Source organism: Frankia sp. AiPa1, from assembly GCF_023243075.1.
Lineage (GTDB): Bacteria > Actinomycetota > Actinomycetes > Frankiales > Frankiaceae > Frankia.
In genome coordinates, this window is record NZ_JALKFZ020000118.1 from 28937 (window position 1) to 54836 (window position 25900).

24 protein-coding genes and 2 pseudogenes are annotated in these 25900 nt (G+C 67.8%); 11 read left to right on the forward strand and 15 right to left on the reverse strand.

Going from position 1 to position 25900, the window contains the following annotated elements; translation table 11 throughout:
- Positions 1-25: 25 nt before the first annotated feature.
- Positions 26-691, reverse strand: coding sequence for a TetR/AcrR family transcriptional regulator (locus MXD95_RS09510; RefSeq protein ID WP_250640192.1), 666 nt, complete (start codon positions 689-691; stop codon positions 26-28).
- Positions 692-1113: 422 nt separating this feature from the next.
- Between MXD95_RS09510 and MXD95_RS09515 the strand changes: the two genes are divergently transcribed.
- Entirely contained in the window at positions 1114-1773 is a 660-nt protein-coding gene (locus tag MXD95_RS09515) for a cysteine hydrolase family protein (RefSeq protein WP_250640193.1), read from the forward strand.
- 106 nt (positions 1774-1879) lie between these two features.
- Here MXD95_RS09515 and MXD95_RS09520 read toward each other — a convergent pair whose 3' ends face one another.
- From MXD95_RS09520 to MXD95_RS09540, 5 genes are all read right to left on the reverse strand, one after another.
- The gene (locus MXD95_RS09520; protein ID WP_250640194.1) at positions 1880-2905 is read right to left on the reverse strand and encodes a hypothetical protein; all 1026 of its coding nucleotides are present in this window, start codon (positions 2903-2905) and stop codon (positions 1880-1882) included.
- 13 nt (positions 2906-2918) lie between these two features.
- Positions 2919-3086, reverse strand: coding sequence for a hypothetical protein (locus MXD95_RS09525; RefSeq protein WP_250640195.1), 168 nt, complete (start codon positions 3084-3086; stop codon positions 2919-2921).
- 336 nt (positions 3087-3422) lie between these two features.
- Entirely contained in the window at positions 3423-6188 is a 2766-nt protein-coding gene (locus MXD95_RS09530) for an RHS repeat protein (protein WP_250640196.1), read from the reverse strand.
- A 448-nt stretch (positions 6189-6636) separates the two neighbouring features.
- Positions 6637-6786, reverse strand: a complete 150-nt coding sequence (locus MXD95_RS09535) for a hypothetical protein (RefSeq protein WP_250640197.1) — start codon at positions 6784-6786, stop codon at positions 6637-6639.
- Between the two features lie 19 nt (positions 6787-6805).
- Positions 6806-8284, reverse strand: a complete 1479-nt coding sequence (locus MXD95_RS09540; protein ID WP_250640198.1) for a DEAD/DEAH box helicase — start codon at positions 8282-8284, stop codon at positions 6806-6808.
- Between the two features lie 200 nt (positions 8285-8484).
- On the opposite strand from MXD95_RS09540, the gene MXD95_RS09545 reads away from it, so the two are divergent.
- Both MXD95_RS09545 and MXD95_RS09550 read left to right on the forward strand, forming a co-directional pair.
- Positions 8485-8649, forward strand: a complete 165-nt coding sequence (locus tag MXD95_RS09545) for a hypothetical protein (RefSeq protein ID WP_250640199.1) — start codon at positions 8485-8487, stop codon at positions 8647-8649.
- Positions 8650-9232: 583 nt separating this feature from the next.
- Complete coding sequence (locus tag MXD95_RS09550; RefSeq protein WP_250640200.1) at positions 9233-10900, forward strand: MFS transporter; 1668 nt, start codon at positions 9233-9235, stop codon at positions 10898-10900.
- Between the two features lie 257 nt (positions 10901-11157).
- Here the strand turns inward: MXD95_RS09550 and MXD95_RS09555 are convergent, their stop codons facing one another.
- Positions 11158-11649 (reverse strand): hypothetical protein, encoded by a 492-nt coding sequence (locus tag MXD95_RS09555; RefSeq protein ID WP_250640201.1) that lies wholly within the window; start codon positions 11647-11649, stop codon positions 11158-11160.
- 278 nt (positions 11650-11927) lie between these two features.
- On the opposite strand from MXD95_RS09555, the gene MXD95_RS09560 reads away from it, so the two are divergent.
- From MXD95_RS09560 to MXD95_RS09585, 6 genes and pseudogenes are all read left to right on the forward strand, one after another.
- Positions 11928-12143: a hypothetical protein gene (locus MXD95_RS09560; protein WP_250640202.1), complete on the forward strand. Its 216-nt coding sequence runs from the start codon at positions 11928-11930 to the stop codon at positions 12141-12143.
- Entirely contained in the window at positions 12140-13261 is a 1122-nt protein-coding gene (locus MXD95_RS09565) for an HAD-IIIC family phosphatase (RefSeq protein WP_250640203.1), read from the forward strand. The genes MXD95_RS09560 and MXD95_RS09565 overlap by 4 nt, the downstream gene beginning before the upstream one ends.
- 43 nt (positions 13262-13304) lie before the next feature.
- Positions 13305-14198: a cytochrome P450 family protein gene (locus MXD95_RS09570; protein ID WP_250640204.1), complete on the forward strand. Its 894-nt coding sequence runs from the start codon at positions 13305-13307 to the stop codon at positions 14196-14198.
- 18 nt (positions 14199-14216) lie between these two features.
- A complete protein-coding gene (locus MXD95_RS09575) occupies positions 14217-15044 on the forward strand; it encodes a maleylpyruvate isomerase family mycothiol-dependent enzyme (protein ID WP_250640205.1) in 828 nt (275 codons plus the stop codon).
- A 446-nt stretch (positions 15045-15490) separates the two neighbouring features.
- A complete protein-coding gene (locus tag MXD95_RS09580; RefSeq protein ID WP_250640206.1) occupies positions 15491-15802 on the forward strand; it encodes a DUF6262 family protein in 312 nt (103 codons plus the stop codon).
- Positions 15803-15857: 55 nt separating this feature from the next.
- A pseudogene (locus MXD95_RS09585) lies at positions 15858-16083 on the forward strand (IS3 family transposase); the annotation flags it as partial.
- 172 nt (positions 16084-16255) lie between these two features.
- Here the strand turns inward: MXD95_RS09585 and MXD95_RS09590 are convergent.
- The gene (locus MXD95_RS09590; RefSeq protein ID WP_250640207.1) at positions 16256-16528 is read right to left on the reverse strand and encodes a J domain-containing protein; all 273 of its coding nucleotides are present in this window, start codon (positions 16526-16528) and stop codon (positions 16256-16258) included.
- A gap of 332 nt (positions 16529-16860) precedes the next feature.
- The gene (locus tag MXD95_RS09595; protein WP_250640208.1) at positions 16861-17292 is read right to left on the reverse strand and encodes an Hsp20/alpha crystallin family protein; all 432 of its coding nucleotides are present in this window, start codon (positions 17290-17292) and stop codon (positions 16861-16863) included.
- Positions 17293-17445: 153 nt separating this feature from the next.
- On the opposite strand from MXD95_RS09595, the gene MXD95_RS09600 reads away from it, so the two are divergent.
- Entirely contained in the window at positions 17446-17784 is a 339-nt protein-coding gene (locus MXD95_RS09600) for a MerR family transcriptional regulator (RefSeq protein WP_250640209.1), read from the forward strand.
- A gap of 661 nt (positions 17785-18445) precedes the next feature.
- On the opposite strand, the pseudogene MXD95_RS28900 reads toward MXD95_RS09600, so the two are convergent.
- The 6 genes and pseudogenes from MXD95_RS28900 to MXD95_RS29580 all read right to left on the reverse strand — a co-directional run.
- Positions 18446-18672: pseudogene (locus MXD95_RS28900) on the reverse strand (HNH endonuclease); the annotation flags it as partial.
- 134 nt (positions 18673-18806) lie between these two features.
- A complete protein-coding gene (locus MXD95_RS09605; protein WP_250640210.1) occupies positions 18807-19670 on the reverse strand; it encodes a helix-turn-helix domain-containing protein in 864 nt (287 codons plus the stop codon).
- A gap of 107 nt (positions 19671-19777) precedes the next feature.
- Positions 19778-20326, reverse strand: coding sequence for an alpha/beta fold hydrolase (locus MXD95_RS09610; RefSeq protein WP_250640211.1), 549 nt, complete (start codon positions 20324-20326; stop codon positions 19778-19780).
- Between the two features lie 65 nt (positions 20327-20391).
- Entirely contained in the window at positions 20392-21852 is a 1461-nt protein-coding gene (locus MXD95_RS09615) for an MFS transporter (protein ID WP_250640212.1), read from the reverse strand.
- Between the two features lie 1108 nt (positions 21853-22960).
- The gene (locus MXD95_RS09620; protein ID WP_250640213.1) at positions 22961-23461 is read right to left on the reverse strand and encodes a hemerythrin domain-containing protein; all 501 of its coding nucleotides are present in this window, start codon (positions 23459-23461) and stop codon (positions 22961-22963) included.
- On the reverse strand, positions 23434-23934 hold the full coding sequence (locus MXD95_RS29580; protein WP_250640214.1) for a hypothetical protein: 501 nt from the start codon (positions 23932-23934) through the stop codon (positions 23434-23436). The genes MXD95_RS09620 and MXD95_RS29580 overlap by 28 nt, the downstream gene beginning before the upstream one ends.
- 938 nt (positions 23935-24872) lie before the next feature.
- On the opposite strand from MXD95_RS29580, the gene MXD95_RS09630 reads away from it, so the two are divergent.
- Positions 24873-25745 carry a hypothetical protein gene (locus MXD95_RS09630; RefSeq protein WP_250640215.1) on the forward strand — a complete coding sequence of 291 codons (873 nt, stop codon included), beginning with the start codon at positions 24873-24875 and terminating at the stop codon, positions 25743-25745.
- Positions 25746-25900: the final 155 nt, after the last annotated feature.

The following is a 25900-nucleotide window of genomic DNA, read 5'->3' on the forward strand; positions in this document are numbered from 1 at the left end:
CCGCCGGTTCTTGCCCGTACCGCGGTCAGTCGACTGTCGGCAGACTCACGGGCGCGGTGGCGAAGGCCCGCAAGAAGGTGGTGGCCGCCGACTCCGCCACTCGTCGCATCTGGGTCTCGTCCAGCGGCTTGGTTCCCAGGGCGGAACGAGTCGCCACCGGGCCGGTGAGCAGCGCGAGGAACTGCTCAGCCGCCTCCACCGGGTCCGTCAGTGTGAGCCGCCCGGCTAGGGCGAGCCGGGCCAGCCGGTCGGCGAAGGCCTCCTGCACCTGATCGGGCCCGCTCGAATCGATGGCGTCGAACAGCTCCGGAAACCGGACGATCTCGGCATTGAGCAGACGCCGCAGCGCCCAGGACTCCGGCGCGGAGTAGCAGCCCAACAACCCCTCGCCGACCTCGGTCATCGCGGCATGCAGATCCGTCGCGTCCACGGCGAGCCGGGTGACCACAGCTCGGCTACGCGCGACGGCCTTTTCGGCCGTCGTGGTCATGGCCCGCACGAACAGGTTCTCCTTGCTGTCGAGATGGTTGTAGATCGTCGGCTTCGCCACGCCCGCCTCGGCCGCGATCGCATCCACGCTGGCCTGCGCGTAGCCTTCCCGGGCGAACACGACGAAGGCGGCGTCCAGAATCGCCTGCCGCTTGTCGATCCTGCCTCGTGTGCCAGAACTTCCGGCCGTGGCCCGTCGCACGCCACATCACCCTACCTTCCAGGCCTGGAGGCCTCCGGGACCTGCAGGTTCACCCACGAACGACCATACGGACAGCACGGCGAAAGCGAGCAGCCAAGCGGCAGCGCTCGATCGACACGAACATCAAGATCATAACAGTTGCCACCCGCCCGGTGCGTCGCCGCTGGACGCGGAGCACATCGGAGCGGTGCGCCGCGAGGCCCCCAACCCCGGCGGTGAACGCAACGGCGGGTGGACTGTTCACGCGGCCGGCGTGGGGAGCGGCCGTGGGGGTGGTGGCTTCCCCCTCGGGGTATGAGCTGTCCTTCTGGTCGACATAGCTGCCGATAATTGGACGTGGCGACGGAATCCCACAGATGATGGTCGCATGGCGGTCAACGCTCTCCTCCGCCTCTCCTTCGCCGGATCGGATGGAGTACTCAGTGGCAGAATTGTCTGCATTGGACCAGCCGGCGTTGCTCGTGATCGACGTCCAGAACGACTTCAGCCTCAGATCCTCACCGCATGCCGTCCCTGGGACAGACGAACTGGTGCCAACCATCGGCCGTGTCGTATCGGGGTTCCGAGCGGCCGGGCTGCCACTCATACACGTTGTTCGCCTCTACCTCGCGGACGGCTCCAACGCGGACCTGTGTCGACGCCCGCTGCTCACCTCGGGCGTGCCGCTTGTCCGACCGGGCACCGAAGGCAGCCAGGTGCGGACCGAACTGCAGCCCAGCCCCCCGTTCACCCTCGACCACGAGTCGCTGCTGGCCGGAAGCCTGCAACCGGTCGGGCCGAACGAGTGGGTGATGTACAAACCGCGGTGGGGCGCGTTCTTCGCCACCGAGCTAGAGGCACATCTACGCACGCTGGGCGTCGAGACGGTGACCACCGTCGGCGCCAACTTCCCTAACTGCCCGCGCACCACCATCTACGAGGCCAGCGAGCGGGACTTCAAACTCGTCATCGTCGCCGACGCTCTGTCCCGGGCCTATCCCCAAGGCCTCGACGAGTGCGCCGGGATAGGCGCGCGCATCCTCGTGACGGACGAACTGCTCACGCTTCTCGACAGCAGAAGGTCCGGCGCCGCGAACCAGTAGCCCCGCCTCAAGGCGTGAGTTTTCCGGGTCGACAACGCCCCGGCCCTGCGCCGGCCCTGCGCCGGCCCTGCGCCGGCCCTGCGCCGGCCCTGCGCCGGCCCTGCTACTACGGATAGTCGGCGAGGTCGATCCCATTGTCGACGCCCGATCCGTCTATCCCGAATTCGCCGATGTTGCCGTACATGTCCCACGCGGTGATCACCGGGATGAAGTACTCCCGCCACATGTCAATCGGCCCGTTCGGGATGTGCCATCCGTTGCCGCCCGTGGTGGCGTGCACCCAGGTGAAGCACAGGTACTGACTGGGGTATGGCCGGTCGTAGATCTTCGCGTAGTCCCACCAATTGTTCCCTTCTGGGAAGTTGACGATCATCCCGCCGAACCCGTCATTCGAGTAATATGAACTGTCGTGCGGTTCCTTATACCAGACGTAGGAGCCGTAGAGGTTCTTGTGGCGGTTTTCAGGAGTGATGTCGCACGCGAAGAACCCCTCGTAACCGGGGTCACTCCAGTAGCCGGACACCGAGAAGGTGACGAAGTAGTTGTCCGTGTATTTCAGGGAAAGATAGTAGTTCCATGCCTGGGTGGTGACATACCTGGTGTCGTTTCCGTATTGGGTTGTCGTCTTCGAGTAATCCCAGTTGACGTCCGCCTTCCGGTGCGTCAGGGCTACCAGCGGATTGAGTGTGACTTTGCCTTCCGTGGCACCTGACCCTGCCGTGGTGGTATAGATTTTTCCGGTGTCGGTCTCGACCCAGGCGGCGATCGCCTTCTGGCTCACCCCGGGCCAGCAGGTCACGTAGAACGTGAATTTCTGGGTTCCGTCGTCCAGGAGTTCGGGTTCGGCGGCCTGGCCCACTCCGGGGACATGATGAAAATGCGGGTCCTCACGATCCGTGAAGCACCAGTCCGTGCTGCCCTGCCAATTCAGCTTCGCACCGTTGACATAGTCGACGAGGTTTACCCTGTTCAGCCAGGAGATGGACCCGTAGTAGGTTTTTACATTTTCGTCGCTTGGTTTTACGCTGATTGTCACGGCGACCTGGTTCCGGCCGTTCGCGTAGATGCCGGCAGCAAGACCGCCGGTCTCGAGCATCACCGAGAGCTTGGACACTCCTGCCCATTGGGTCACGTGCGGTCTCCTCCTACGACTTGGTGAACGAGAAGGTTGGGTTCAGCCCCAGGATCTCCCGGATGGCCTGGTCGTTGCGGCTATAGCAGAATGCCGCGATGATCTCGGCGTTGGGACGCGTCAGGATCGCCTCCAGATCGCTCCGGGTCATCGTGGGCAGGTGGTGGGCCTCCACGAACACTCGCGGATCCTCTCCATTCATCCTTTCGCCAGGTGTATGTCCTCTCCGAGGAAAGGTGGGTGGAGATGATTGAAATCTCGGTCCCCGGCTCGCGCGCCGTGCGTTCCGGACAGGATGTGGATTTCCCGCACGTCGTCCTGCACCCGCGCGTACCGGGCGGCGGTCTCGACTGTCGAGCGCGTGGCCCGGTATTCGGTGGTCCAGATCGCGTTCCGGTATCTGGGGTTGGGCGTGCGACTGAAGTACCTCACCGCATCGTATTCGCCGTGCATTCGCCCGGGAATCCGTACGATCAGGGGCCCGCCTGCTGGCATGTCGGCAATCGTCGGGTAGTCGTCAAGGGCGCGGAAGATCTCGCGGCCGCGGGTGGCTTCTCCCACGATTTCCGGGGCGCGTGTGCCGAGTCCGGTGGCGGCGCGCGCGAGGGTGAGTCCGGCTTCGGCCAGGCCGGCCAGGCCGGTGCCCAGCGAGACCCAGCCGAGGATGGACGAGGCCTTGGGCGAGGCCTTTTCGAGGGCGCCGCTGGCGATGGCGGTGACGTCCGAGGCGACGCCCAGGGAGCCGACGACGAGTGTGGTGGCGGAGGCCGCGCTGAGGGCTGCGAGGACGCCGCCCTCCGCGGCGATGGCCATGCCGCCGGTGACGACGGCGAGGGCGAGGCCCGCGATGCCATTCCTGGGTTTGTTTCCAGACTTCGGCGCCACCCGAGTTTGGCGCGAGGTAGGTGAAGTCGCGTTCCACCTCGCGGCCGAAGTCATCAAGGGTCAGTGCGGTGGCCAGTGTGAATCCCGACCGCAGGTCTTTGACGGTCCACCCGGTCAGGCGGCTCGCGGAGTCGTAGGTCGGCTGCAGCACCTGCAGGTCCGGATCCGTGATCTCCTTGAACCGGCCGAGTTGGTCCCGGGCGGTCCGCCGGGTGGCGCCATCCACCCCCGCGTAACCGCATTCATTCCCGCCCAGCGTGAACTGCCACGTCGCGGTGGTGTCCGGCTGGCCGGACCGGGTGACGGTCTCGGTGCGCGGCAGCCCGGACGGGTAGTAGCCACGCGTGATGGTGACATCGCCCTCTCGTGCTTCGGTCGGGAACCCGGTCACGGGATGGGGGGTGAGATCCTGAACGATCGGGTCGGCCTGGACCTGTGACAGGGTGTTGTCCAGTTGAGGGACGACCGTGTACCCGCGCCGCTGCCCGTCCGGCATGGTGGCCCCGGTCGGGATGACGTCGCTGTCGCGGGCGTACTCGTAGTGCCAGGTGCGGCCGCCGGAACTGGTGTCGACCAGTCTGCCCAGTTCGTCGAAGGTCTGCTTGCCGTGGACGGCGTCGCCCACGGTGAGTTCCGTGGCGAGACCGCCAGCGTCGCGTGGGACGTCGTACGCATGCGAGACCCGCGTGCCGTCCGGCAACGCGGTCAGGGTGAGCAGGCCGCGCGGGTTGTAGTCGTAGTGGATGGTGTTGCCGGCTTCGTCCGTCTCCCGGCGCACCCTGCCCCAGCCGTCACGGTCCAGCGTCCGGGAGCCCCTGGAGACCCCCCGCAGGTCGAAGCGCTGTGCCCGCACCGGCTCGCCGCGCAGGTTGCAGATCGTCACCGTCGTTCCCGTGACCGGGCTGCCGTTGCCGTCCAGCCGGGTCGTGGACGTCAGTGCGATGGGATCGGTGCGGGTGACGCGGGTGGAGCCGTCGGTGCGCTCCGTGGCCGACACCTGGCCCCAGTCGTCGTAGACGAACGTCTCGGCCAGCTCCGCGCCCTTGCTGCCATCGGGCAGGTGGTCCAGATTCGTGATCGACGATGTGCGGCCCTGCTCGTCGTATGTCGTCCGCTGGATGACGTGCCAGCCGCCGTCGCCGTCAACGGCCTTACGCTCCCGCTGGAGTGGCCGGCCCGCACCGTCGAAGCTCACCCGGATCTGATCGCCCGGCTCGTTCGCGTCCGTGGACATCATCGGAGAAGCAGACGTCACCACGAACGGCGCGCTGCCGCCCAGCTCGTAGGTGTAGGTCTCCTCCGCCTGGTAAGAGGTGCCCGGATTGACGATGCGACTCAGCACCCGGCCCAGCCCGTCATAGGCCGCGGTCATGCGGTCGTCCTGCGTGTCGGTGGCCGACCACAGACGCCCGGTGAACCGCGAGCACTTTTCCGACCACCGCACCGTTAGGCCGGTGTCGGTCGCCAACGTGTGGGTCTGGGACAGCGCTTCCCCGTCCACCGAGAAGCTGAAGGTGTGGGTCGAGCCGACCGTGACGAACGGGTTGCCCCCGTCGCCGCCCAACGTCTCGAGACTGTCCAGCTTCTGGATACGGCTGAACTCATCACCCGAGGTGATGTAGTGAAAATCTACCGACGACAGCGCCTGGTCACCGGCGAACCTCTTCTCAGTGGACTTCAGCACCACGGTGTTCACCTGCGGATCCGGGGTGGCGTACGCGGTGTACTGGTAGGACACCCTGAGGACAGGCGCATCGAATTCGGTGGCCGGCGGCGTCCGGGTGACGTCTCTCAGCCAACGAGTGAACCCGTTCGGATCGGGCGGGCAGTCCGAACCACTTCCACCCACCGGATAGAACGTCCAGTCGGTCCGGCGCCCGACCGGATCGGTCTGGCTCCGCGGATTGCCCTGCTCGTCAAAACTGGTTGTCGTGACCTCGCTGCGCGCACTTCTCGTCGCATCGGTCCAGGTGACCGTGTGCTGCGCCGGGAGCTGGAACTGGGCCGGCTGTTCGTCGAACGACTCGCCGATCCGCGCGTAGTAGTCGGTGTGAACCTGCAGGGAGGAGCCGTTCTGCGCTGTCGTCTCGTCCACCAGGAGGTGATACGAATCATAGGTACGGGTGATCGTCCTGGTGTCTCCTTGGCAGGTCCGGGACTCCGTGGAACCGTACGTATATCCGGTCGACACTCCGTACAGGTTGTCCGAGTCGGCATCGCAGCTCGCGCCGGAAAAGCCGCCGACGAAGTTGTTGGAGGTATAGCTGTAGGTCGCCTCGATCGTCGGCTGCCCGCCGCCCGGCACCTGTTCGAACTGGACGACCCGGGGAAGCGGCGGCAGGTCGCAGCTCTGCGGGAACTGGTGGCCGTCGCTGGTGTAGGAGGCCGTCTCGGACATCCCGCCTGGCATGCTCACGCCGGTGAGCCAGGAACCCCACTCTGCCGACGACCTCGGATGCCGCCGATGATCTTCGTATGGCGAAGGCCCGACAGAGTCGGCAGATTCGGCTGGATGGCTCGATGGGAGGCGGTGATGCGCTTCCCGGCGGGTGCCGGCTCAGCCGATGACGGTGGTTCCGACCTGCACAGAGAAATGTTCTCGGCAGACCGTCCTGGACGCGCCTGGCGACCTGTTCAGTGTAACCGGCCCGGCGGGTCGCGTCCCTTGTTGCGAAATATCCGCGCAGCCACACGGCGTGTTGGTGGCGTTGGGTAGCGCGCGAGCGCGTGTTCAGGCAGCTCAATGGGGTGGAGCTGGGCGCTGGGCGGCGCTGGGCGGCGGCGAACCACCTCTGTGCGGTGGGCCGGCGACCACAACGTGCCTTCGAGTAGAGCGGTTCGCTCGCTCAGGCCGCCCAGCCGTCCACGGTGATCGTGGACGGCTGGGCCTCGAAGGCGTGTCGGCGGCCGGCGGTGCGGGTGGCGACGCCCCGCTCGAGCTGGCGGCTCTGCTCGATCTCCCCCGCGGATTGATGAGCATGCCCGCGGGCCCTCACCGCGATCCGGTGCGGTTGGTCAGCGGGCGCGGCGTGCGCTGAACATCGCGGCGCTGTGGGTCGGTTGCGACCTGGTTCGCTCCGCGGACGACGGGCCGGCCTCGTGATCGGGTGAGCTGCCACGAGCCGTGGCCGGGAGCGGTCGGGGTGCTGTGGCCGTGCGCGGGCGAGGCGCTGTGGCCGCGAGCGGCCGGGGCGCCGCGGCCCGCCCGGCACGGTGGCCGCGGCCGCTGGCGGGGCGGCGTCCACGCCGTCTGCCCGTCTGAGGTGTCGGCTCGGCGCCGCGGTGTCCGCCGGCCGGTGTGCGTTGGCCTGGAGTGATTCTGGTTTCCGGCTCGATCGCGTCCGCGGGGCTGGTGAGCGAGCGGGCGCCGGGGGCGAGCCTGGAGAGGATCGGGTGGTCGGCGGACGCGACCCGGGTGGTCGTCGGCTTGATGCCGGCGGCGCGGGCCAGCTGCGTGACCTCACCGATCTGTTCCGTGGTCGCCAGTGTGATGACGGTGCCGCTGTTACCGGCGCGCGCGGTGCGCCCGGAACGGTGCAGGTAGGCCTTGTGGTCGGCCGGCGGATCGGCGTGGATCACGAGGGCCACATCGTCGACGTGGATACCGCGGGCGGCGATGTCGGTGGCGACCAGCGCCGAGGCCCGGCCGGTGCGGAAGTCGTCGAGGTTACGGGTACGGGCGTTCTGGCTCAGGTTGCCGTGCAGTTCGACCGTGGGCACGCCCGCGCGGTTGAGGCGGCGGGCGAGCGCCTTGGCCCCGTGCTTCGTGCGGGTGAACACGACCGTGCGGCCCGGTGCGCTGGACAGGTCGACGAGCACGGGGAGCCGGCTGTCCCGCTCGACGTGCAGCAGATGGTGCGCCATGGTGCCCACCGGGGACTGGGCGGAGTCGGCCTCGTGCACCGCGGGTCTGCTGAGGTACTGGCGCACCAGGGTGTCGATGGCCTTGTCCAGGGTGGCCGAGAACAGCATGCGCTGCCCGCCGGCCGGGGTCTGGCCGATCAGCCGGCGTACGACGGGAAGGAACCCCAGGTCGGCCATGTGGTCAGCCTCGTCCAGCACGGTGATCTCCACCTGGGCCAGCGAACAGTGCCCCTGCGCGAGGAGATCCTCAAGCCGGCCGGGGCAGGCCACGACGATGTCGGCGCCCCGCCGGATCGCGGCCACCTGCGGGTTCTGAACAACGCCGCCGAACACGGTGCACGAGGTGAGGCCGGCCGCGGCGGCGAGCGGCCGCAGAGCCGTGTCGATCTGCGCGGCGAGCTCCCGGGTGGGTGCCAGGATCAACGCACGCGGGGCCCTGGCTCGGGCCCGGGGCCCGCCGGACAGCCGTGCGACCACGGGCAGCAGGAACGCGAGCGTCTTGCCGGAGCCGGTGCGGCCGCGGCCGAGGACGTCACGTCCAGCGAGCGAGTCCGGCAGCGTCGCCCGCTGGATGGGGGTGGGGGTCTCGATGGCGAGATGGGTGAGGACGTCGGTCAGGCGCGTGGGCACGCCAAGATCGGTGAACGAAGACAAGAAAGATCGCTATCTGTGCGGATGTCCCGCCGAAACCGGGGATCCGAGGATCTCCACCGGTTACGCGCGGAGCGGAGGCCCGCTGCTGGGCAGCGGGGGCTACGACGCGCGGACAACTCGCGGCAGGAGCTCGACGAGCTGATGCGGTCAGTATAGCTGGTCCTGCGCCGGTGCGCGTGGGCAAGCTGATCCCGATCCGGGTTGCCGAGTGCCCGCGCGAGGGGCTTCTCAGCCAGATCGCCTCGTTCGACCTGTTCGACCTTCTCAAGGCCGAGGCCAAGGCGCGCTTGGCCGAGCAGCACAGCCAACACGTAGGCAGATGTCGCCTCGACACACGGTAATCGCGTGATCGAGGCCGTCGACCAGGTCGAGGGGTGAAGTGTCGTGGTCTTGTCTGTGAGGTTGCCGAGGTCCGCGCAGCGCGGTGGACCCGTCCAGCAGCACGCCGAACGTCCACTCCCCGCGGACCGGTGCCGACACCGTCCCGGCCAGATCATCGACGGTGTTCTCGACAGTGATCCGCAGCGCCGTCCGGTCGAGGACCGTGCCGTACTCCGCGGTGTCCGTGGTCGCCATCCCAGCGGTGCCGCGCTGCCGGGTCCGTGCCTCGGCGTGCGCGCAGCTGAGCTCGGCGTGATCGGGCCCGATCGGGCCAGTGGACTCAGAACCGTCGCAGCCGGCCGTCGAGACATGGTGGAGCCCTCGCTGTACAGGTGGCTGACGACGAGCACGTCGATGACTCCGGCTCGGGCTTGTGGGAGGGCATGAATTCCGCTCAGTCGCAAGCCTCCGGAAACCATGAAATCCTTCAGCCCGAAAATCCGCCAGAGGGCACAGAATGGTTCAGTCGGCAAATCCGGCGGAGGGCATATAGTCCGTTCGACTGCAACAGTCTTGACAAGACACTCTAAGCTTGACAGCGCCGTGGACTCTGCTTACATTTCAGCCGTTGAGGTCTCCGTTGATCGATACCCGAAGGTGTTCATGACCACGCCTCCAACGTTGCCGAAGTTCAGGCGGCAGTTGATTCTTGCCGTTCTTATGCTGTGTTCGCTGTTGATCTGGCTGGACAATACCGTCCTGAGTACCACGCTGGAGACCCTGGCAGACCCGGTCCGTGGGCTGGGGGCCAATCCCGGTCAACTGCAATGGGCGACCGGTTCGTACACTCTGGCCTTCGCCACGTTGATGTTCACCGCAGGCGCACTGGGCGATCGTTTCGGTCACCGGACTGTGTTTTCCGGTGGATTGGCGATCTTCGCCGGGTCCTCGCTGTGGGCGGCGTACGCAAGCGATGCGGGCCAGCTGATCGCGGCTCGAGCTGCGATGGGGGTGGGCAGCGCGCTGATCACCCCCGCCAACTTGGCCATCCTTATGTGGACCTTCACCGGCCCCGCGCGGGCTGCCGCGATCAGCATTTTCTCGACGTCGGCCGGTGTCGGAATGGCCGCTGGCCCGGTGCTGGCGGGGCTCCTGCTCGATCATTTCTGGTGGGGCTCGGTCTTCCTGATCAATGTTCCGATCGCGGTACTGGCGTTGGTCGGGCTCGCCGTGCTGGTGCCGAATTTCCGCAGCCCCACTCTGCGGCCACTTGACCCCGCTGGAATGTTGCTGTCGATCAGTGGGCTCGTGGCGTTGGCCTACGGGCTGATCCGGGCGGGGCAGGTGGCTGTGTGGAGTCGTACCGATGTCTGGGCGCCGATCGTTGTCGGTCTGGTTCTGCTGGCCGTTTTTGTACTCGTTGAACTGCGTGTCAAGGTGCCCAGCCTTGATCCGCGACTGCTCGCGCAACGCACATTCGGTGGCGGCAATGTGGCGCTTGGATTGCTGCTTTTTGGTGTGGCCGCCATCACCTTCTATAACGCGTTCTACCTGCAAGGAGCGCTCGGATTTTCGCCGATGGAGGCGGGTTTGGCCAATATCCCGACCGCATTCGGTGCGCTCGCGGGGGCGCCCCTTGCTCCGCGCCTGGTTCACCGCTTGTCGCTACGCCTTGTAACCGTACCAGCGCTAACCGTGGCTGCGCTGACCATGGGCGGGTACGGGTTCCTCGGACTGCAAACTTCACTCGTCTGGATCGAGATCCTGTTGTTGATACAGGGTCTCTCGATCGGCATAGTGATCGGCCCCGTTACGGCCGCATTGATCAGCAACCTGCCGTTGGAACAGGCCGGTGCAGGATCGGCCGTCACCAACACCGTGCGACAAACCGGCAGTGTGATCGGAATCGCAGTAGGCGGCACGATCATGTCGATGACATACCGACGTGCGATCGAACCATCGCTGGAGGGTGTGCCCGGTCCGGTGCAGGATCAGGCGCGAGTTTCCGCCGAACAGGCCCGCCACGTCGCCACTGCTATCCACCGGCCCACTCTTGCTCAGGCTGCTAATAATGCGTTTGTCCATTCTATGCACGTCGGCGCGGGCTGGATCGCGGTCATCGCACTCCTCGGAGCAGCCGTGCTGCTGATTACCTTGCCAGCTGTCGGAAAGAAGAAGGGCCCGATACCGGAGCCGGACTACGATGAGGCCCGCAGCTCCGAGGCCAGGGCCGCCCAGGCGCCACAAAGTGTGATGGATCCGAATCGGTGACGCCGGTATCCGTGCAAGCCAACCTTCGTGTGTCGGCCGGCGCTGGCGCGGGGTGCCGATGTCAGGAGGCGGCGGCGACCACCTGCGCCGAGCGGGTCCGGTTGCGGTGGCCGTGGAACCCGTGGGACGGGCACCTGCTGCCCGACGAGGCGACGATCCGCCGCTTCCTCAACGAGGTCGAGATCAGGCGCTCGACGCCGCGCTGCTCGACCCGCCGCTCGCTGATACCCCGGCTGACGAGTGCTGGCTGTGCGTGCCTACCTCAAGGGCTGAGCTGGCACCGTTCGATTGGTCCAGGCCAGCGTCTGTGAGCTCACCCAGGCCAGCAATAGTGCCAGGGGCAGTTCGGCGAGCAAGGCCAGCGCGATCGACAGCAGGTAGTCCAGGCGCGGATCGGCCGACTCGCAGTCGAACCAGGCGTCGACGGCGAGCAGGGTGGCGGTGGCCGCAGCGACCGGGCTGACCGCGGCGTGGCGCAGGTTGAGCAACCGGGCCACCAGCAGCATGCCGACTACTTCGGCCACGTCCAGGCCCACCCAGGAACTGTCCAGGCTGCGCTGGCCGACCTGTCCCTGCAAGTGCAGGATTAACATCCCGATCCAGAGGATCAGCACGATCGCGCAGACCACCAGGAATCTCGCCAGCCAGCGCGATGTCGACTGCAGCGGCACCCGCCGCCACACCCGCAGGGCAGGGAACCGATACAGAACTCCCACCAGGACGAGTCCGCACGCGATGTTGATCAGCATGACTGTCATGATGCCGTACCATATACCGTTTGCCGTGAAGGATTCGTGTCGCACCTTCTTTTCTGGCGCGCTTGAGACGGGCGGAGCGCATGCGCGCTCGGCATGTCTTGGTGATTTATCTATCTGCTGCGGCGAGAGTGGACTCTGCGCGGCGATCCTGTCAACGCGAAGAGGCGGAATCCGTCAACATGATTGGGGTAGCGCTGCCCGTCTCACCGGGTCAACGACCTGGCCTATATGCGCTCCACCATCCCGAAAGGCAGCGCCCATGATCCGGTTTGCCCTTCGCAGGCAGAGTCTCCACCGAGGACCAGCAGGATCCTCAAGCCTCCCGCAACTGGCAGCTCGCCCGGGCCCGCGCGCTCATCAAGGGCATGGTCGCCCGGGCGTACCGCGACGCGAAGCTGATGGAAGTCATCGAGGGCAGCACCGAGATCTGCCAGCTGGCTCGCCGAGCACGCCACGACCCTCACGCCATGACCCTCACGCCGTGAGCCCGCAGAAGGACGCCACCGCCGTGTCGGACACCAAGCCCCTCGTGAAGTGCCTGGTCTGGGACCTGGACAACACCCTGTGGCAGGGCACGCTGCTGGAGGACGGCCCCGTGCGGCTGACATCGGAGATCCGGGACGTCATCGTGGAACTGGACTCCCGCGGCATCCTCCAGTCGATCGCCAGCCGCAACGACCATGACCACGCCTGGGCCCGGCTGGAGGACCTCGGCGTCGCCGAGTACTTCGTCGCACCCAAGATCGGCTGGGGCCGCAAGTCCGACTCCGTCGCCGAGATCGTGGCCGACCTGAACATCGGCGCGAACACCGTCGCGTTCATCGACGACATGCCGGTCGAGCGGGCCGAGGTCGCCCACCACCACCCGGACGTGCGCTGTTACCCGGCCGAGGAGGCCGCGAAGTTGGCCGTTCTGCCGGAGTTCAGCCCCGCCGTGGTCACCGTGGACGCGCGCCGACGCCGGCAGATGTACCAGGCCAGCTTCCAGCGCGATGCCGCTCGGTCCGAGCACCAGGGCCCCGACGAGGACTTCCTGCGCACGCTGGACCTCGTGCTGCGCATCGGCCGCGCCCGCGACGAGGAGATCTCGCGCGTCGAGGAACTCACGATGCGCACCAACCAGATGAACGCCACCGGCGTGCACTACTCCGACGCCACGCTGCGGGAGCTGATCCGCGACCCCGCACACGAGGTGCTCGTGCCGACACTGGTGGACACGTTCGGCCCGCACGGCGCGATCGGCGTGCTGCTGCTCCAGAAGTCCGACCGGGTCTGGCATCTCAAGCTGCTGGCCACATCCTGCCGCGTGGTCGCCTTCGGCGTCGGCGCGATGCTGCTGCGCTGGCTGACCGACCGGGCCTCGCGGGCCGGCGTGCACCTGGTCGCCGACTTCAGGCGCACCGACCGCAACCGGATGATGGAGGTCGCCTACCGGTTCGCCGGTTTCGTCGAAGCCGACTGCGCCTGCCTGGCCGCGCTGCCGGCAGCGGACGGCGTCGAGCGCCTGCACCTGACGCCGGTCGAGCAGCCAGCCCCCGACACCATGCGGGTGCTCGCCGCCGACCTCGGCGCGCCCGGCCACGACCTCGTCGCGTGGTCCTGACCCCACCCTGCCGTACCAGCACGCCCAGTTGAGGAGAACCGGAATGACCGAGGTCGCGGCGACGACGCCGACCGACGCCGAGGACCGCGCGGACGGGGTGCGCCACTCCGTACCGATGTCCCGGCAGTGCCCGATGCACCCACCCGCCGAGTATGCCGAGCTGCGCGCGGAACGCCCAATCTCGCCGGTCCGGATGCCCGACGGCCAGCTGGCCTGGCTGATCACCCGGTACGAGGACGCCAGGCGGCTGCTCGCGGACCCACGGGCCAGCTCCGACCGCACCCACCCGGCGTTCCCGTATACCGTCACGGTGGACCGGGCCCAGCTGCGCCAGCACGGCGGCTTCCTGCAGGCACTGATCGGCCTCGACCCGCCGGAGCACACCCCGCAGCGCCGGATGCTGATCGGCGAGTTCACCGTGCGTCGGATCGCCGACCTGCGGCCGCGCGTGCAGGAGATCGCCGACGCCCAGGTGGACCAGATGCTGGCCGCGGACCGCCCGGTGGACCTGGTGTCGGCGCTGTCGCTGCCGGTGCCGTCACTGGTAATCTGCGAGCTGCTCGGCGTGCCCTACTCCGACCGCGAGTTCTTCCAGTCCCGCACCGTCGGCCTGGTCAAGCACGACACGCCGCCGATGGAGCGCGGGCAGATCGCCGAGCAGCTGCGCGTGTACTTCGACGGCCTGGTCACCGCCAAAGAGAACGAGCCGACCGGGGACCTGCTCGGCCGGCTGATCACCCGCAACCGCGAGACCGGCGTGTTCGACCACGACGAGCCCGCGAACCGGTCAACCTGCCCGAGCCACTCGCCGGCCTCGTCCAACAGCTCGTCTCGACCCGCCGTCGCCGCCGCCTGGCAACGCGCCAGCAACGGAGACTGGACCGGCTACGCCGCCGACGTCGCCCGCCGGTCGCTGCATACCCCGGAAGGCCAGTGAGGTCACATGATCAGCGATATGTCCTGGCTCGGCCCTCGCCTCGATGTCCGGCCCCTGTTCGCCCCGCAGCACGCCGCGTTCCTCGCGCTCCTGGACGGCCTCGACGCGGGCGACTGGGCGCGCCCCACCGCCTGCCCAGGATGGACCGTGCAGGATGTGGCCACCCACGTGCTGGGTGACTACCTCGGGCGGCTGTCCATCCACCGGGACGGCTTCGGGCCCCTGCACCCCCATCACGACGAGGCGTTCCCCGCCTTCATCGACCGCATCAACGACGAGTGGGTGATCGCGGCACGCCGTATCAGCCCCCCACTGCTGCTCGACCTGCTGTCCAGTGTCGGGGCCCAGGCCATGAGTTACTGGCGCACCGTCGACCTGGATGCTCTTGGCTGGCCGGTCAGCTGGGCTGGCCCCGACCCGGCACCCGTCTGGCTGGACGCAGCCCGGGAGCTCACCGAGTACTGGACCCACCACCAGCAGATCGCCGAGGCCACCGGCCGCCCCGGGCTGACCCGGCCCGAACATCTCGCCCCGGTCCTCGACACCTTCCTGCGGGCGCTGCCTCACACCCTGCGTGACACCCCCGCCGCCGCGGGAACAACCCTGCAGATCACCGTGACCGGACCGGCCGGCGGAACCTGGACCGCCACCCGCACCCCGACCCGATGGGAACTGACCACCCCCAGCCGGCGCCCTCCCGACGCGCTGATCGAACTCGACGCCGACACCGCCTGGCGCCTGTGCACCCGCAGCATCACCCCCGACCAGGCCGCCACCCGCGCCCACACTCATGGGGATCAACACCTCACCACCGCCGCGCTCAACATCCTGTCGATCATCCGTTAGCAGCCGAAACCGAAGGCATTCGGACAGTCGCTATATCCGACTCCGCCAGAGCGGCTTTTCGACACCACAGTCCGCGCCGAATACCAACGAGCTCTCGACCTCGCGAGAAGCCAGCTCGGGACCCTGCCGACCGGACGCCCCGCCCTCCCGCTGCTCGACATCACCGGCGGAGCAGATTGGAAAGACACCCCCGCGCTGAAAACCCGCCGCGCCGGCGGCTTCTGCCTGCGCGCCCCCGCCCAGGGAGCATGCACCTACGCGAATATCTGCGAGCACTGCCCGAGCTTCCACACCGACTCCGCACACCTGCAGGTCCTCTCCGCCCAGCGCGCCGACGCCGACGCCCTTGCCCGCGACGCCGCCGCCCGCGGCTGGATCACCGAGACCGACCGGCATCGCCAGCTCGTCGCGCGTCTCGACGCCCTCATCGCCCAGGCACAGGCCGGATGACCGACGAGCCAATCCACCGCCAGGTCGAGCGCGCTCTCGCCACGCTGACCAGCACCAACCGGCGGATCACCTTCACCGCCGTCGCGACGGCCACCGGGATCTCGCGCACCACCCTCTACCGCAACGCCCAGCTACGCGTCCTCGTCGAAGAGCACCGCAACCACGCGAGCGACGCGCGCACCCCCACCGGCGTCGCCACCGAGATCGCGCACCTCGCCGACGCGCTCAACGCCCTGGCCACACGCGTCCGGCAGCACGAAGAACGACTCCGCCAGCTCGAGAACCGGCCCGCCAGCAACACGCGCTGACGCCGAAGACCCGGCCCACACAATCGGACAAAAGCACCCGATATTAGCCGGATAATGCTGGGACAACGCCGCCGCAGAATCATTCTTCGGCACACTCAAAAATGAACTCGTCTACCGAGAAACCTACCCCACCCGCCAGGCCGCCCGCAGTGCAATCGCCGAGTACATCGAAGGCTTCTACAACCGGCAGCGACTTTCTCTCCACCCTCGGCTACCACACCCCGGAACACGTCGAACGCCTCTACCTGACAGACCAGACATCAATAGCCGAGGCGGCGTAAAGCTGGTACGGCCAATTAGCGCGTGTCCGCGGAACGGGCAGCTCTTCAGATGACGGTCCAGAGTGGGAGTGGTGGGTAGCTGCCGGCTACCTCGCCGAGGAGGACGGGCGGCCCGGTGTGTCGGGCGGCCGGGCGGGCTGGCATGGAATCCTCTCGCGAAAGGACGTCTTGATCACGCCGGGCGCGTTCGGTGCGGCGGGCGTCGTAGTCGGCTCGCTGTCTGGGGTCGCCGCAGCACGGCGTAGGCGGCGGCGATCCGCTGGAGAGCCGCGTCGTGCGCGTGGTTGGGGTCGTGGCCGGGGTTGGAATGCGTGGCCTGTCGCGCTGGTATGCGGGTGTCCGGGTGATGGCGGCGCATCAGCGTGCGGTAGGCGTGGGTGATCTGGCTGGCCGAGGCCGAGGGCTCGACCCCGAGCACCAGGTAGTGGTCTTGGTCGGTGGGCATGGGCCGCGTCCCATCTGACCTGATCGGGAGGCCGGTCTGGCCCCCGGTAAGGGTGGCCGGAGGCCAGACCTGCGCACGAATCGACGTGTTAAGGGACATTCCTTCGGGGTCGTGAGCGGTGGCTGTGCCTCCCCTCGCTGTGCCGCCGAGTCGGTGTCGAGGTCGGTCTGCTGGGGCGCCCGCTGCCCGGCTCGGCGTTGGAGCTGTCGGGCTACCGGTGGTCCGGATCGGTGCGGGTGAGGACAGCCCGCGCTCGCCGGTGGTCCGGACGACGGTGCGACCGGCCGGACCGGCGCCTCCCCCTGCAGGGTCGTCGTCGGTCCCGCCCCGGGTCAGGCGTGGATGGCCCGGCGGTCGTCGCTGGGCATCTCGATCGCGATCTTCCGGGGCCTGGCCTTCTCGGCGACCGGGATCCGCAGGGTCAGCACGCCGGCATGGAAGCTGGCGGTGATCTTCTCCGTGTCCAGATTGTCACCCAGGATCAACTGGCGGCTGAACACACCGCGCGGCCGCTCGGCGACCAGGACCTCGCCCTCCCCCTTCAGCGCCGGGCGTTCCGCCCGCACGGTCAGCACGTTGCGTTCGACGTCCAGGTCCACGGTCGCGGGGTCCACTCCGGGCAGATCGAACTCCGCCACGAACTCCTCGCCCTCGCGCCACGCGTCGATCGGCATCCCGGTCGGCCGGGCCACCGTGCCCAGGGTGCCGAACACCTGCTGGCTGAGCCGATCCAGTTCCCGGAACGGGTCGGTGCGTACCAACATCGGAACTCCACCTCCACGATCACGATCTTGCTGAGTAGAGCGTTGGGCCCTCCACTTATCTGTTGTGGCTGACCTAGATTCTTGTATAGCACTGGGGGCACACTGAGGCAACTCCCCGGTCGGCTGTCCGGGCGGAGTCCCTGGAGGCGCCCCGTGAGACCGTCGGATGTGGACCCGGCCCAGGGGGTGTACGGCATCTCGGTCGCCGCCGATCTCGTTGGGATGGACCCGCAGAGCCTGCGCCTGTATGAGCGGCGCGGGCTGCTGGAGCCGGCCCGTACCGACGGCGGGACCCGCCGGTACAGCAGCGACGACCTGGCGCGGCTGGAACGGATCGGGTATCTGCTCGCGGCCGGGCTGAACCTCGCCGGGATCGCCATGGTGCTCGAGCTGGAGACCGAGAACGCACGGCTGCGCGCCGCGCTCGACCTGGCGCAGGCCGCAGACGTGGCGCCGACTCGTCCGCCGGCCCGCCGTCGAAGCGCGGACTGAGGCAGGAGGACCGCTCCGAGACGCCGACCGGCGCGTTGAGCGTCACGAGCACGAGCCCGGCGACGAACCCGAGGAAGATCGCGCTCCCGCCGATCGGTCTTCCCGTCTCTCGCGCCTGAACCAGCGCGGTGACCATGCCGAGTGGCCGACTATCGCGGCCATTGGCCATCTACTGGCGAGTGCTGCGCCCCCTTCATTCTTTGGGAGCGGCTGAGTCCGACCTGGAGCGACGCCGACGAGTACCGACATCCACGAAGCGACGCGGAGATCCTCCGGTCGCGGCGGCCGCGCGGTCCGCGGCAGTGGTGTCGTCAATGAGCTTGATCAGGTGGTGCTGCTCGTCGCCCTCGAAGTCCCGCAAAAGGCTGGCGAGTAGGGCGAGTGCGCGGTCTCATCATGGTCGCCCGCAACCACCAGCTCACCGACGGAGCCATTTTCCACTCGGACCGCGGAAGTAACTAATACTTCCGCCCAGTTCGCTGCTACGTTGAACAAACTCGGGATCCGCCAGTCCGTCGACCGGACCGGAATCTGCTACGAGGTGAGTCAGCGGCGGGAGTTTCACCCGCCGCTGACTCAGAGTCGAGTAGGCCGCCGGCGAGGTCCCCGCTTCACGGGTCCTTTTCCGTCGGCCTCCCACCGAGCATGATACGTGCGCCTTTCAGCGCATATCGCTCTCCAGTGGTTGTGCCGTGGATTGCGTGGTCCGCCGACCGGCGTGGATCGCTTCGTGGCAGGGACTGGCAGGGACACAGACGACAAGCGTCTTGCGCCGCCGCATCGCCATGAGCCGAGCCCACGCCGGTTTCTCGCGTCGTCCTGGTTTGTTGAGGTCTGCGAGATGACGGATGTGGTGGACTTCCACATTGTCGTTGCTCCGCATGCCTCAGGCCCCAACGCCGACCAGCGGCAGGTCCAGTGGCACTTCACCACCAACGACGCCCGAACCAAACTCCGCCACCTATACCCCAAACGTTAGCAGCGACGATCTACTAGGAGGGCATCGAGCCCGAACTGGACAGTCAGCTAGGGCGATCGGGCCGGCGAAAGGTCAGGCGCGGCCCGTTGACGCCCGACAACGATCGCTCCTTGACCTGCGCGGCAGCGGCCTGGAACGCCTCGGCCGTCTGCTCGTCGGCCGGGTGCATGGTTTCCAGGGAAAGTTCCGAGACCGTGATGTCGGTCGCCGCACCGAACGTGGTGATGGTACTGAACAGTTGCAGCTCCGTGCCGAGCCCGCGGATCCGAATCGAGGCCACGATCGAGTCTGCCAGGCCTTCGCAGCTGCCACCGCCCCGCGGCGCGTACTGCGAAACCTCGTCGTAGAGTTCACGCAGGCTTTCTCGGCCTGAATAGATCGCCTGGCGGTAGAGCCGACCGACGAGGTGGCTGCGCCATTCCTTGCCGTTGACTACCTGCTGGGACAATCCTTCGGGGTGCAAGCACACGCGCATCACATTGACCGGCGGCACGAGCAGCGTCGGCGACACTTCGCGTAGCAGCAGCTTGGTACCGAGATTCATGGCTACCACGTTCTCGTCCACGTCGACGGCCAACGCCGGGTACGGGTCGTGGGCGGCGAGCAGCCGGTCGACAGCCTCCTTGACGATCTTCAATCTGGGAGCTTCGAGCGGCGTTTCGTGGTACGTCGGTGAGTAGCCCGCCGAAACAAGCAGCGTATTGCGCTGTCGAAGCGGAATTTCGAGCTGCTCCGCGAGCCTGAGGAGTAGCCCCCGGCTCGGGCTCGAACGCCCGGTTTCGACGAAGCTCAGGTGCCGAGCCGAAGTTCCTGACCGCAAGGCCAACTCTGACTGGCTAAGATTTTTTCGACGACGCCAGTCACGAACCAACGGGCCCACGCCGGCCCGCGTATCGATGATGGTCACTGGGTCGAGTATAGCATCGTCCAAACGAAGCAAGCTCGAACCGAAAGTTTCGATTCTGCCCGTTTGCGACCTTCCGTCCGAACCTGTCGCAGCGGCGCCGCAGCGCTTCAGCGCCTTACCGACCATGGGGGCCGAGCCGTGTTCGGCGACCCATCGGACCCGCCGAAAAAGGGCGCGACGAGTTCGGCCACCCATCGCGCCCGGTCCTGCTCGGCGGCGGCGATGGTCTGCTCGAAGACCGCGACGTCCGTCCCGTCGGGGTTGTCCGCGGACTTCATGATGATCGGCGTGGTGCTGCTGGCGAGGACAAGGCTCGAGACGCGAGCGTCACCGTCGCGCGCCAGGTAGCGGACCGCCTCCCCACCGCCGACCCCGTAGCCGACGAGGGCGGCGTCCCTCGCGTCAAGGTGCTCGAGCAGGTGGGCGAGGTCGTCGGCGAGGGTGTCGTAGTCGTAGCCGGACCAGGGCCAGTCGGACCGCCCGGTGCCGCGGCGGTCGTAGGCGACGCAGCGGAACCCGTTGCCGGCCAGGTGGTACGCCAACGACTCCCACATCCGAGAGTTCATGACAGCGGCCCCGAGCAGGACCACCAACGGCCCCCGCCCCCAGTCGCGGTAGTACAGCTCGGTTCCGTCCCGGACGGTGACCACTGGCATGGCGGCGTCTCCTCCCTGCGGCCGGCGCGGAGCTCGAGCCTCGAGCTGCGGATGTGGAATGCGGGCTACTGCGCGCGGCGGCCGGGCAGCAACAGCGCCAGCGTCGCGGCGACGAGACAGCAGGCAACCAGCGGGATCAACGCGACGTCGAAGGCGTCCGGATAGTCGGTGGCGCGCGCCGCGACGCCGAGGGCGGGGTAGAAGACCGCCCCAGCGACCGCCACGCCCAGCGCCGCACCGCCCTCCTGCGCGGTGTTGGCCGCTCCCGACGCGGAGGCGGCGTGTTCGGGCGCCACACCGGTCAGGACGACGTTCGTGAGCGGGCCGGTGGTCATCCCCATGCCGAGCCCGGCGACGACCAACGCCGGCACCAGCCACACCGGGCTCCCGGTCGAGCCGGTCGCCCAGACCGTGATCCCGACCAGCGTGTAGCCGACCGCGATCGTCAACGGACCGGCCACCACGAGCCACCGGCCCATCCGCGCGACAAGCTGCATCGACGCCAACGACGAGCCGAAGTAGCCCGCTCCCAGTGCCAGGAACAGCAGCCCGGACTCCAGCGGCGACAGGCCTCGGCCCTGCTGCAGGTAGAGGGCCAGCAGGAAGAAGAAGGAACCCATCGCCAGGAAGTAGGCCACCATGGCGGCCAGCCCTACCGAGAAGCCGCGCCCCCGGAACAACGCCGGGTCGATCAACGGGTCAGCGCCGCGTGCGGCACGGCGACGCAGGTGGAGGACGGACGCGCCGGACAGTACCGCCGCGAGAGCCAGGCAGCCGAAGCTCCACGCCGGCCACCCCTGCTCGCGCCCTTCGACCAGGGAGACCACCAGGAGCACCAGCGTCGCCGTCACCAACGCCGCGCCGGTCAGGTCGAGACGCGTGCGGGCCGAGCCGCGCGACTCGGGCACCACGCGGTAGGTGTAGGCCAACGCCACCAGGCAGATCGGCACGTTCAGCAGGAACACCGCCCGCCAGTCGAGGCCCGCGACGTCGACCGTGATGAGCACTCCGCCGATCACCTGCCCGAACACGCCGGCAAGCCCGATGACGAGACCGTACACGTTGAATGCCTGCGCCCGACTCGGCCCGGTGTAGACCGTGCCCAAGATGCCGAGCACCTGCGGAACCATCAGCGCGGCGGCGGTTCCCTGTACCACCCGAGCGACGATCAGCGCTTCGGCGTTGGGCGCGACGCCACAGGCCGCCGAGGCCACCGTGAACAGCAGGAGGCCCAGCGCGAACATGCGCCGACGGCCGTAGACGTCGCCCAGCCGGCCGCCGGTGATCATGCCGGCGGTGAACGCGACGCCGTAGCCGACAATCACGCCCTGGATCTGCGCCGAGCTGGCGTTCAGGTCACGCTGGACGGACGGCGCGGCGACGTTGGCGATGAAGTAGTCGAGGACGGTGATGAAGGTTCCGACCATCAGCACGGCCAGCGTGCCCCAGGCGGTTGCCTCGGCCGCCGTAGTCGGGTCTGCCAATGCTTCCCCGGTTGCGGTGGGCGTGCTCGTGCCAGAGGTCATGGGCGATCTCCTACAGGCTGGCCGAAAAATGTCTGCGTCGCCACCCTCCACGCCTCGCCGTCGGCTCGTCAATTACGTCAGAGGTAATTCGACGCCTACCTCGGAGGTAATGAAGTGACCACCATTGCCGGCCAACCCACGTCTCGCCCTCCGCCTGCTCGCGGTACCCCACAGGGCTACTCGGACAGCGACGACAGAACCGGCACCGGCTACTCCAGGTCACAATCGAAATTGCGGCTCCGAGCCTCCCGGCGGCCCCAGGACCACGTGACGAAGATCACTACGAGCAACATATTTGCTGGTTGATCGTACTGCCACTCTGTTCGGCCGACAGCTGACCGATTCGCAACGGTCGGCGCGATCTGTAAGCAGGTTGACGGGCGACCGAAGCCAGCGTTAGATTAATAGGGGATTACAGCCCGCAAAGTCGCATTGGCACCGAACTCGCACGACCGTTGGGCGTCACCGCGTCACCGTTTGGTAGCAATTCGCCCGTCGGGTTCAGCTCGAAGTTGACCCAGAATGCAATTCTGGCGGATCGAAATTCCTGCCACTACCCTTGCAATCGTTTTCCCGCACCAGAACCCGAAATCCAGCAGCGAAACGCTCCGGCTCACCTCGGTGTCGGGAACACCGCGACGGCGGCCTCGGGCAGGCCGGACAGGCCGTCGCAGCACAGGATCAGCACGTCGTGAGATAGGTGCCCAACAGCCGAGGATCCGATTCGTCGGTCACATGACCCATGCCCTCGGGTTGCCCACTGGCCGCCGCCCAGAGCCGCCGGAGCCGACGGCTCTCATGCCCGCACGGCCCGGCGCGCCGTACGGGGGGCGGCGGCGGTCACGGGCCGTGGCGCGCGGCAGGCCTTATCGCGACGATCTCCGTCACCGCCGCCGTGGGCGTCCGAGCCGCGGCCGCCGCGGCGGCCCTCGGCCGGCGACGCCACCAGTAGCTCACCCGAGGGCCACAGCCTCCAGCTCGCTGCGGCCCGTCTGGGGCGAGCACCAGCGCAGTGGATCACAGCGCTGGGTCTCCAGCGGAGCGGGCCCCGACCGCGCCTCCGGCCCCGACCGGTGACGACACCATCCACCGCGTTGGCACGGCGTGGCTACTTGATGACGGCGTCAACAGTTTTCTTGAGGGCACTCGGCTGGGCTGGGCTGTGCGGAGCCCTCTCCTTCGCTTCCAGCAACCGTTCCCCGATCTCGGACAACTGCTTGCGGCCGAGTCCCTCACGAACCCGGGGAAACCACTGATGCTCTTCCTCGTCGATGTGACGCGTGACGTTCTCGATCAGAACTGCCGTCTTGGCACTGAAACGCTCCGCCTCAGGTGACAGCGCGGCCAGCTCCGCGACAAGGAGGTCCGCGACATGATGCTCCTCGTACGATTCGAGGATGTCGTCCTCCAGCGCCGGCAGCAGACCGCACACCTCCGGATACATGACCTCGTTCTCGATGTAGGTATGCACCGTAAGCAGTGCGATGATCTTATCGGCGAGCCTGCCCTTCGTGGCGTGGGCGTTCTTCCCCGCCTCCTGGAAACGCTTGAACGCAGCCTTGATCGCCTTATGATCTTCCTTCAGGAGCACGATGGCGTCCGTCGACATTTCATGGCCTCCGAATCTTGAGATGAGCGCTCCGCGCAGCCGGTCCCCCGCCCCGGGCGGGCGCGGAATCCTTTGATCAGCAGCGCCGAAACCGGATCGCTGGTGTTCACCGCGGCCACGGCCAGCTTGTCCGGCGAGACCGCGGCCGGGTTCTCTCCCACCTGCTCGTAGCCAAGGGTCACCTCCAGCGTCGACTCCTCGCCCGGAATCAGCCAGTTCACGGCTTTCTGCTGCTGCTGCTCGATGCGGCGGATCTCCGCCAGCGCCGCCTTCACCTCCGGAACGTCGGTGTGCCGGGCGAACTGGTGACTGAACAGCACCGCCTCGACCTCGAGGCCGTTCATCGCGATCACCCGACACCGGGTGTACGGGTCGACCGCCGTCTTGTCATACGGCTCGACATTGAGCTCCGACCAGTTCCGTACCTGGTCGCCGAGGGGCACGCCCTTCTCTTCGAGCGGATTGAAACTCACGTTGCCTCCCTGGCTGGCCGATCAGGCACCAGGAACCTCCCGGATTCGACCGGCTCTCCTCCGGTCTGTTCGGAGACCGCGCAGGCAAACCCCGAGCGGGGCCTGGACGAACAGAGACCCACACCGCGGAGCACTCCGTCCGGGAGGCAGGGAGGTGACGTCAGGTGCGACACCGCTGCCGGAACCGGACATCCTGCGCGGAGCTCGTCACGCCCGGCCAGGCCGGGACGACATCGACCTCGTCCCAGGGGCCCGGGCGCCCCCCAGCAGCTGTGTGTGCCACGGCAGTCCGAGATACACGAGGCCGCGCCGTTGGGTAGCCCGCGCGCAGCGCCTCCAGCGCGGGGTGCCGGAGCCCTGCTCCCCAACCCGGCGGCTGGACGGACTGGCACCGCACCGGCCCCTGATCCGCTCTCGCCACTGCCTGCTCACCAGGCCAGGGCCGGCCCCCGCCCGCCCGCCCGCCCGGGCGCAGCCGATCCCGGCTGAATGAACGAACTCGCAGGTCATGCAGGGTCCGGACCCGGCTCCCGTTGAATTCGGGTCGAGGCGCTGGACCATCTCGTGTGCCGCCATCCCCGCTTCCGCAACGGCCAGCAGTCTGTTGATTCGCGTCCCGGTCCGTGCCGCCCACCAGCGCTGACCTGGAATTTCTGACTCGAGCGTTGACCGAGGCGGTTTTGCAGCCAAGCAACGTCGTTTTGGGCGCTCGGTCACGGCTCACCGCCCGCACCGAGTGGTGCTAAGCTCCGGCACGGAATTGTCGGGGGACTTCCCGCGTCATCCCGACCGCTGTCAGCCAGGCGTCGCGGACTGCCCTGGCTAGCATGCACGGATGACGCAGGCCCGCCGGCAGACCATTCACGGGGGATGGACGGGGGCTCACTTGATGGAACCGCAACTCCGCGCGCGTTGCGCGCGATAGATCGGCCTCCGCCATGAGTCAGTCGCCGCAACCGTCCGTGGCCGGCGAAGGAAGGGCAAGCGCCATCACCGAAATTCTCGTCGACCATCCTCGGATGGGCCGGGAACGCATCCAGCTCAGTCACGGCCGGCTGCTGATTGCCTGCAACGACGCTCCGGCGGGTGGCCGCGGCCCTCGTCCGAACGGGGCAGGACTGTCGCCGTCAGCGCAGCTACCGACCAGAACGCACCGGCTCACGCCATCGTCCTGCTGCCCACCGAACTCCCGGCTGTCCCTCACGCGGTGGCCGACCGGGATCACGGTGCTGAACGTCGGTCAGGGAACGTGGCGGCACCAGGCCTGGGGAGAGCCGCTTGCGCTGGACCGGTATATCCGCCGATCCCAGGCACCGCCATCCGGCGACCAGCGGGTCTCCGCCGATCCCCTGCAGAGCAACCGGCTGGTGACCATCTGGCTGGGCGCCGCGGAAAGCTGCTGGCGCCTGGGACTGATCAATCCGTCCGCTGTTCTGACCAGCTCGGCACTGCACGACCGGGGGACGGTGTCCGGCGAGCGGCCATGCACCCTGACGCCCGACCAGCGCCGGGCGGTACACGCCAAATACGGCGCCTACCTGAGCTTCCCGGCGGACCCGGAGCCGCAACTGTGGGCCCCCGACCTGGCCCTGGCCGGCCGGGTGTCACTTCCCCGGCCGGAACATGAACGCCACCTGGCGACGCTGCGGGATGTCGCGGTGGACCACGGATTCCCGGTCGCCCGAGAAGGCGACGACCCGCATGGCCTGGGCCTGCTCTACTTCCTACTCCGCACTGGTTCGATCTCGTATGAACAACTGGTCGAGGACACCGGCGATGAGCAGCACTTTCCGCCGGTCAAGCTGCCGTGAGCCAGTCGTGCGGCGAGGCGGACCCAGCGCGACGCGGCGGCGCACAGGACGGCCGGGGGGGGGGGGGGGGCGGGGCGCCCGCCCGCCCCCCCCCCCCGGCCCCCCCCCCCCCCCCTTTTTTACGCGGGGCGGGGCGGCGCGGTCCTGCATTATTT

What these genes read in the sequence shown, in the direction of transcription:
- MXD95_RS09530 (WP_250640196.1), bottom strand. Translation starts at nt 6,188, where the DNA reads ATGTCCGAGACGGCCTCCTACACCAGCGACGGCCACCAGTTCCCGCAG.
- MXD95_RS09555 (WP_250640201.1), bottom strand. Translation starts at nt 11,649, where the DNA reads ATGCTGATCAACATCGCGTGCGGACTCGTCCTGGTGGGAGTTCTGTAT.
- MXD95_RS09570 (WP_250640204.1), top strand. Translation starts at nt 13,305, where the DNA reads ATGACCGAGGTCGCGGCGACGACGCCGACCGACGCCGAGGACCGCGCG.
- MXD95_RS09575 (WP_250640205.1), top strand. Translation starts at nt 14,217, where the DNA reads ATGTCCTGGCTCGGCCCTCGCCTCGATGTCCGGCCCCTGTTCGCCCCG.
- MXD95_RS09580 (WP_250640206.1), top strand. Translation starts at nt 15,491, where the DNA reads ATGACCGACGAGCCAATCCACCGCCAGGTCGAGCGCGCTCTCGCCACG.
- MXD95_RS09590 (WP_250640207.1), bottom strand. Translation starts at nt 16,528, where the DNA reads ATGCCCACCGACCAAGACCACTACCTGGTGCTCGGGGTCGAGCCCTCG.
- MXD95_RS09595 (WP_250640208.1), bottom strand. Translation starts at nt 17,292, where the DNA reads ATGTTGGTACGCACCGACCCGTTCCGGGAACTGGATCGGCTCAGCCAG.
- MXD95_RS09610 (WP_250640211.1), bottom strand. Translation starts at nt 20,326, where the DNA reads ATGCCAGTGGTCACCGTCCGGGACGGAACCGAGCTGTACTACCGCGAC.
- MXD95_RS09615 (WP_250640212.1), bottom strand. Translation starts at nt 21,852, where the DNA reads ATGACCTCTGGCACGAGCACGCCCACCGCAACCGGGGAAGCATTGGCA.
- MXD95_RS09620 (WP_250640213.1), bottom strand. Translation starts at nt 23,461, where the DNA reads ATGTCGACGGACGCCATCGTGCTCCTGAAGGAAGATCATAAGGCGATC.
- MXD95_RS09630 (WP_250640215.1), top strand. Translation starts at nt 24,873, where the DNA reads ATGAGTCAGTCGCCGCAACCGTCCGTGGCCGGCGAAGGAAGGGCAAGC.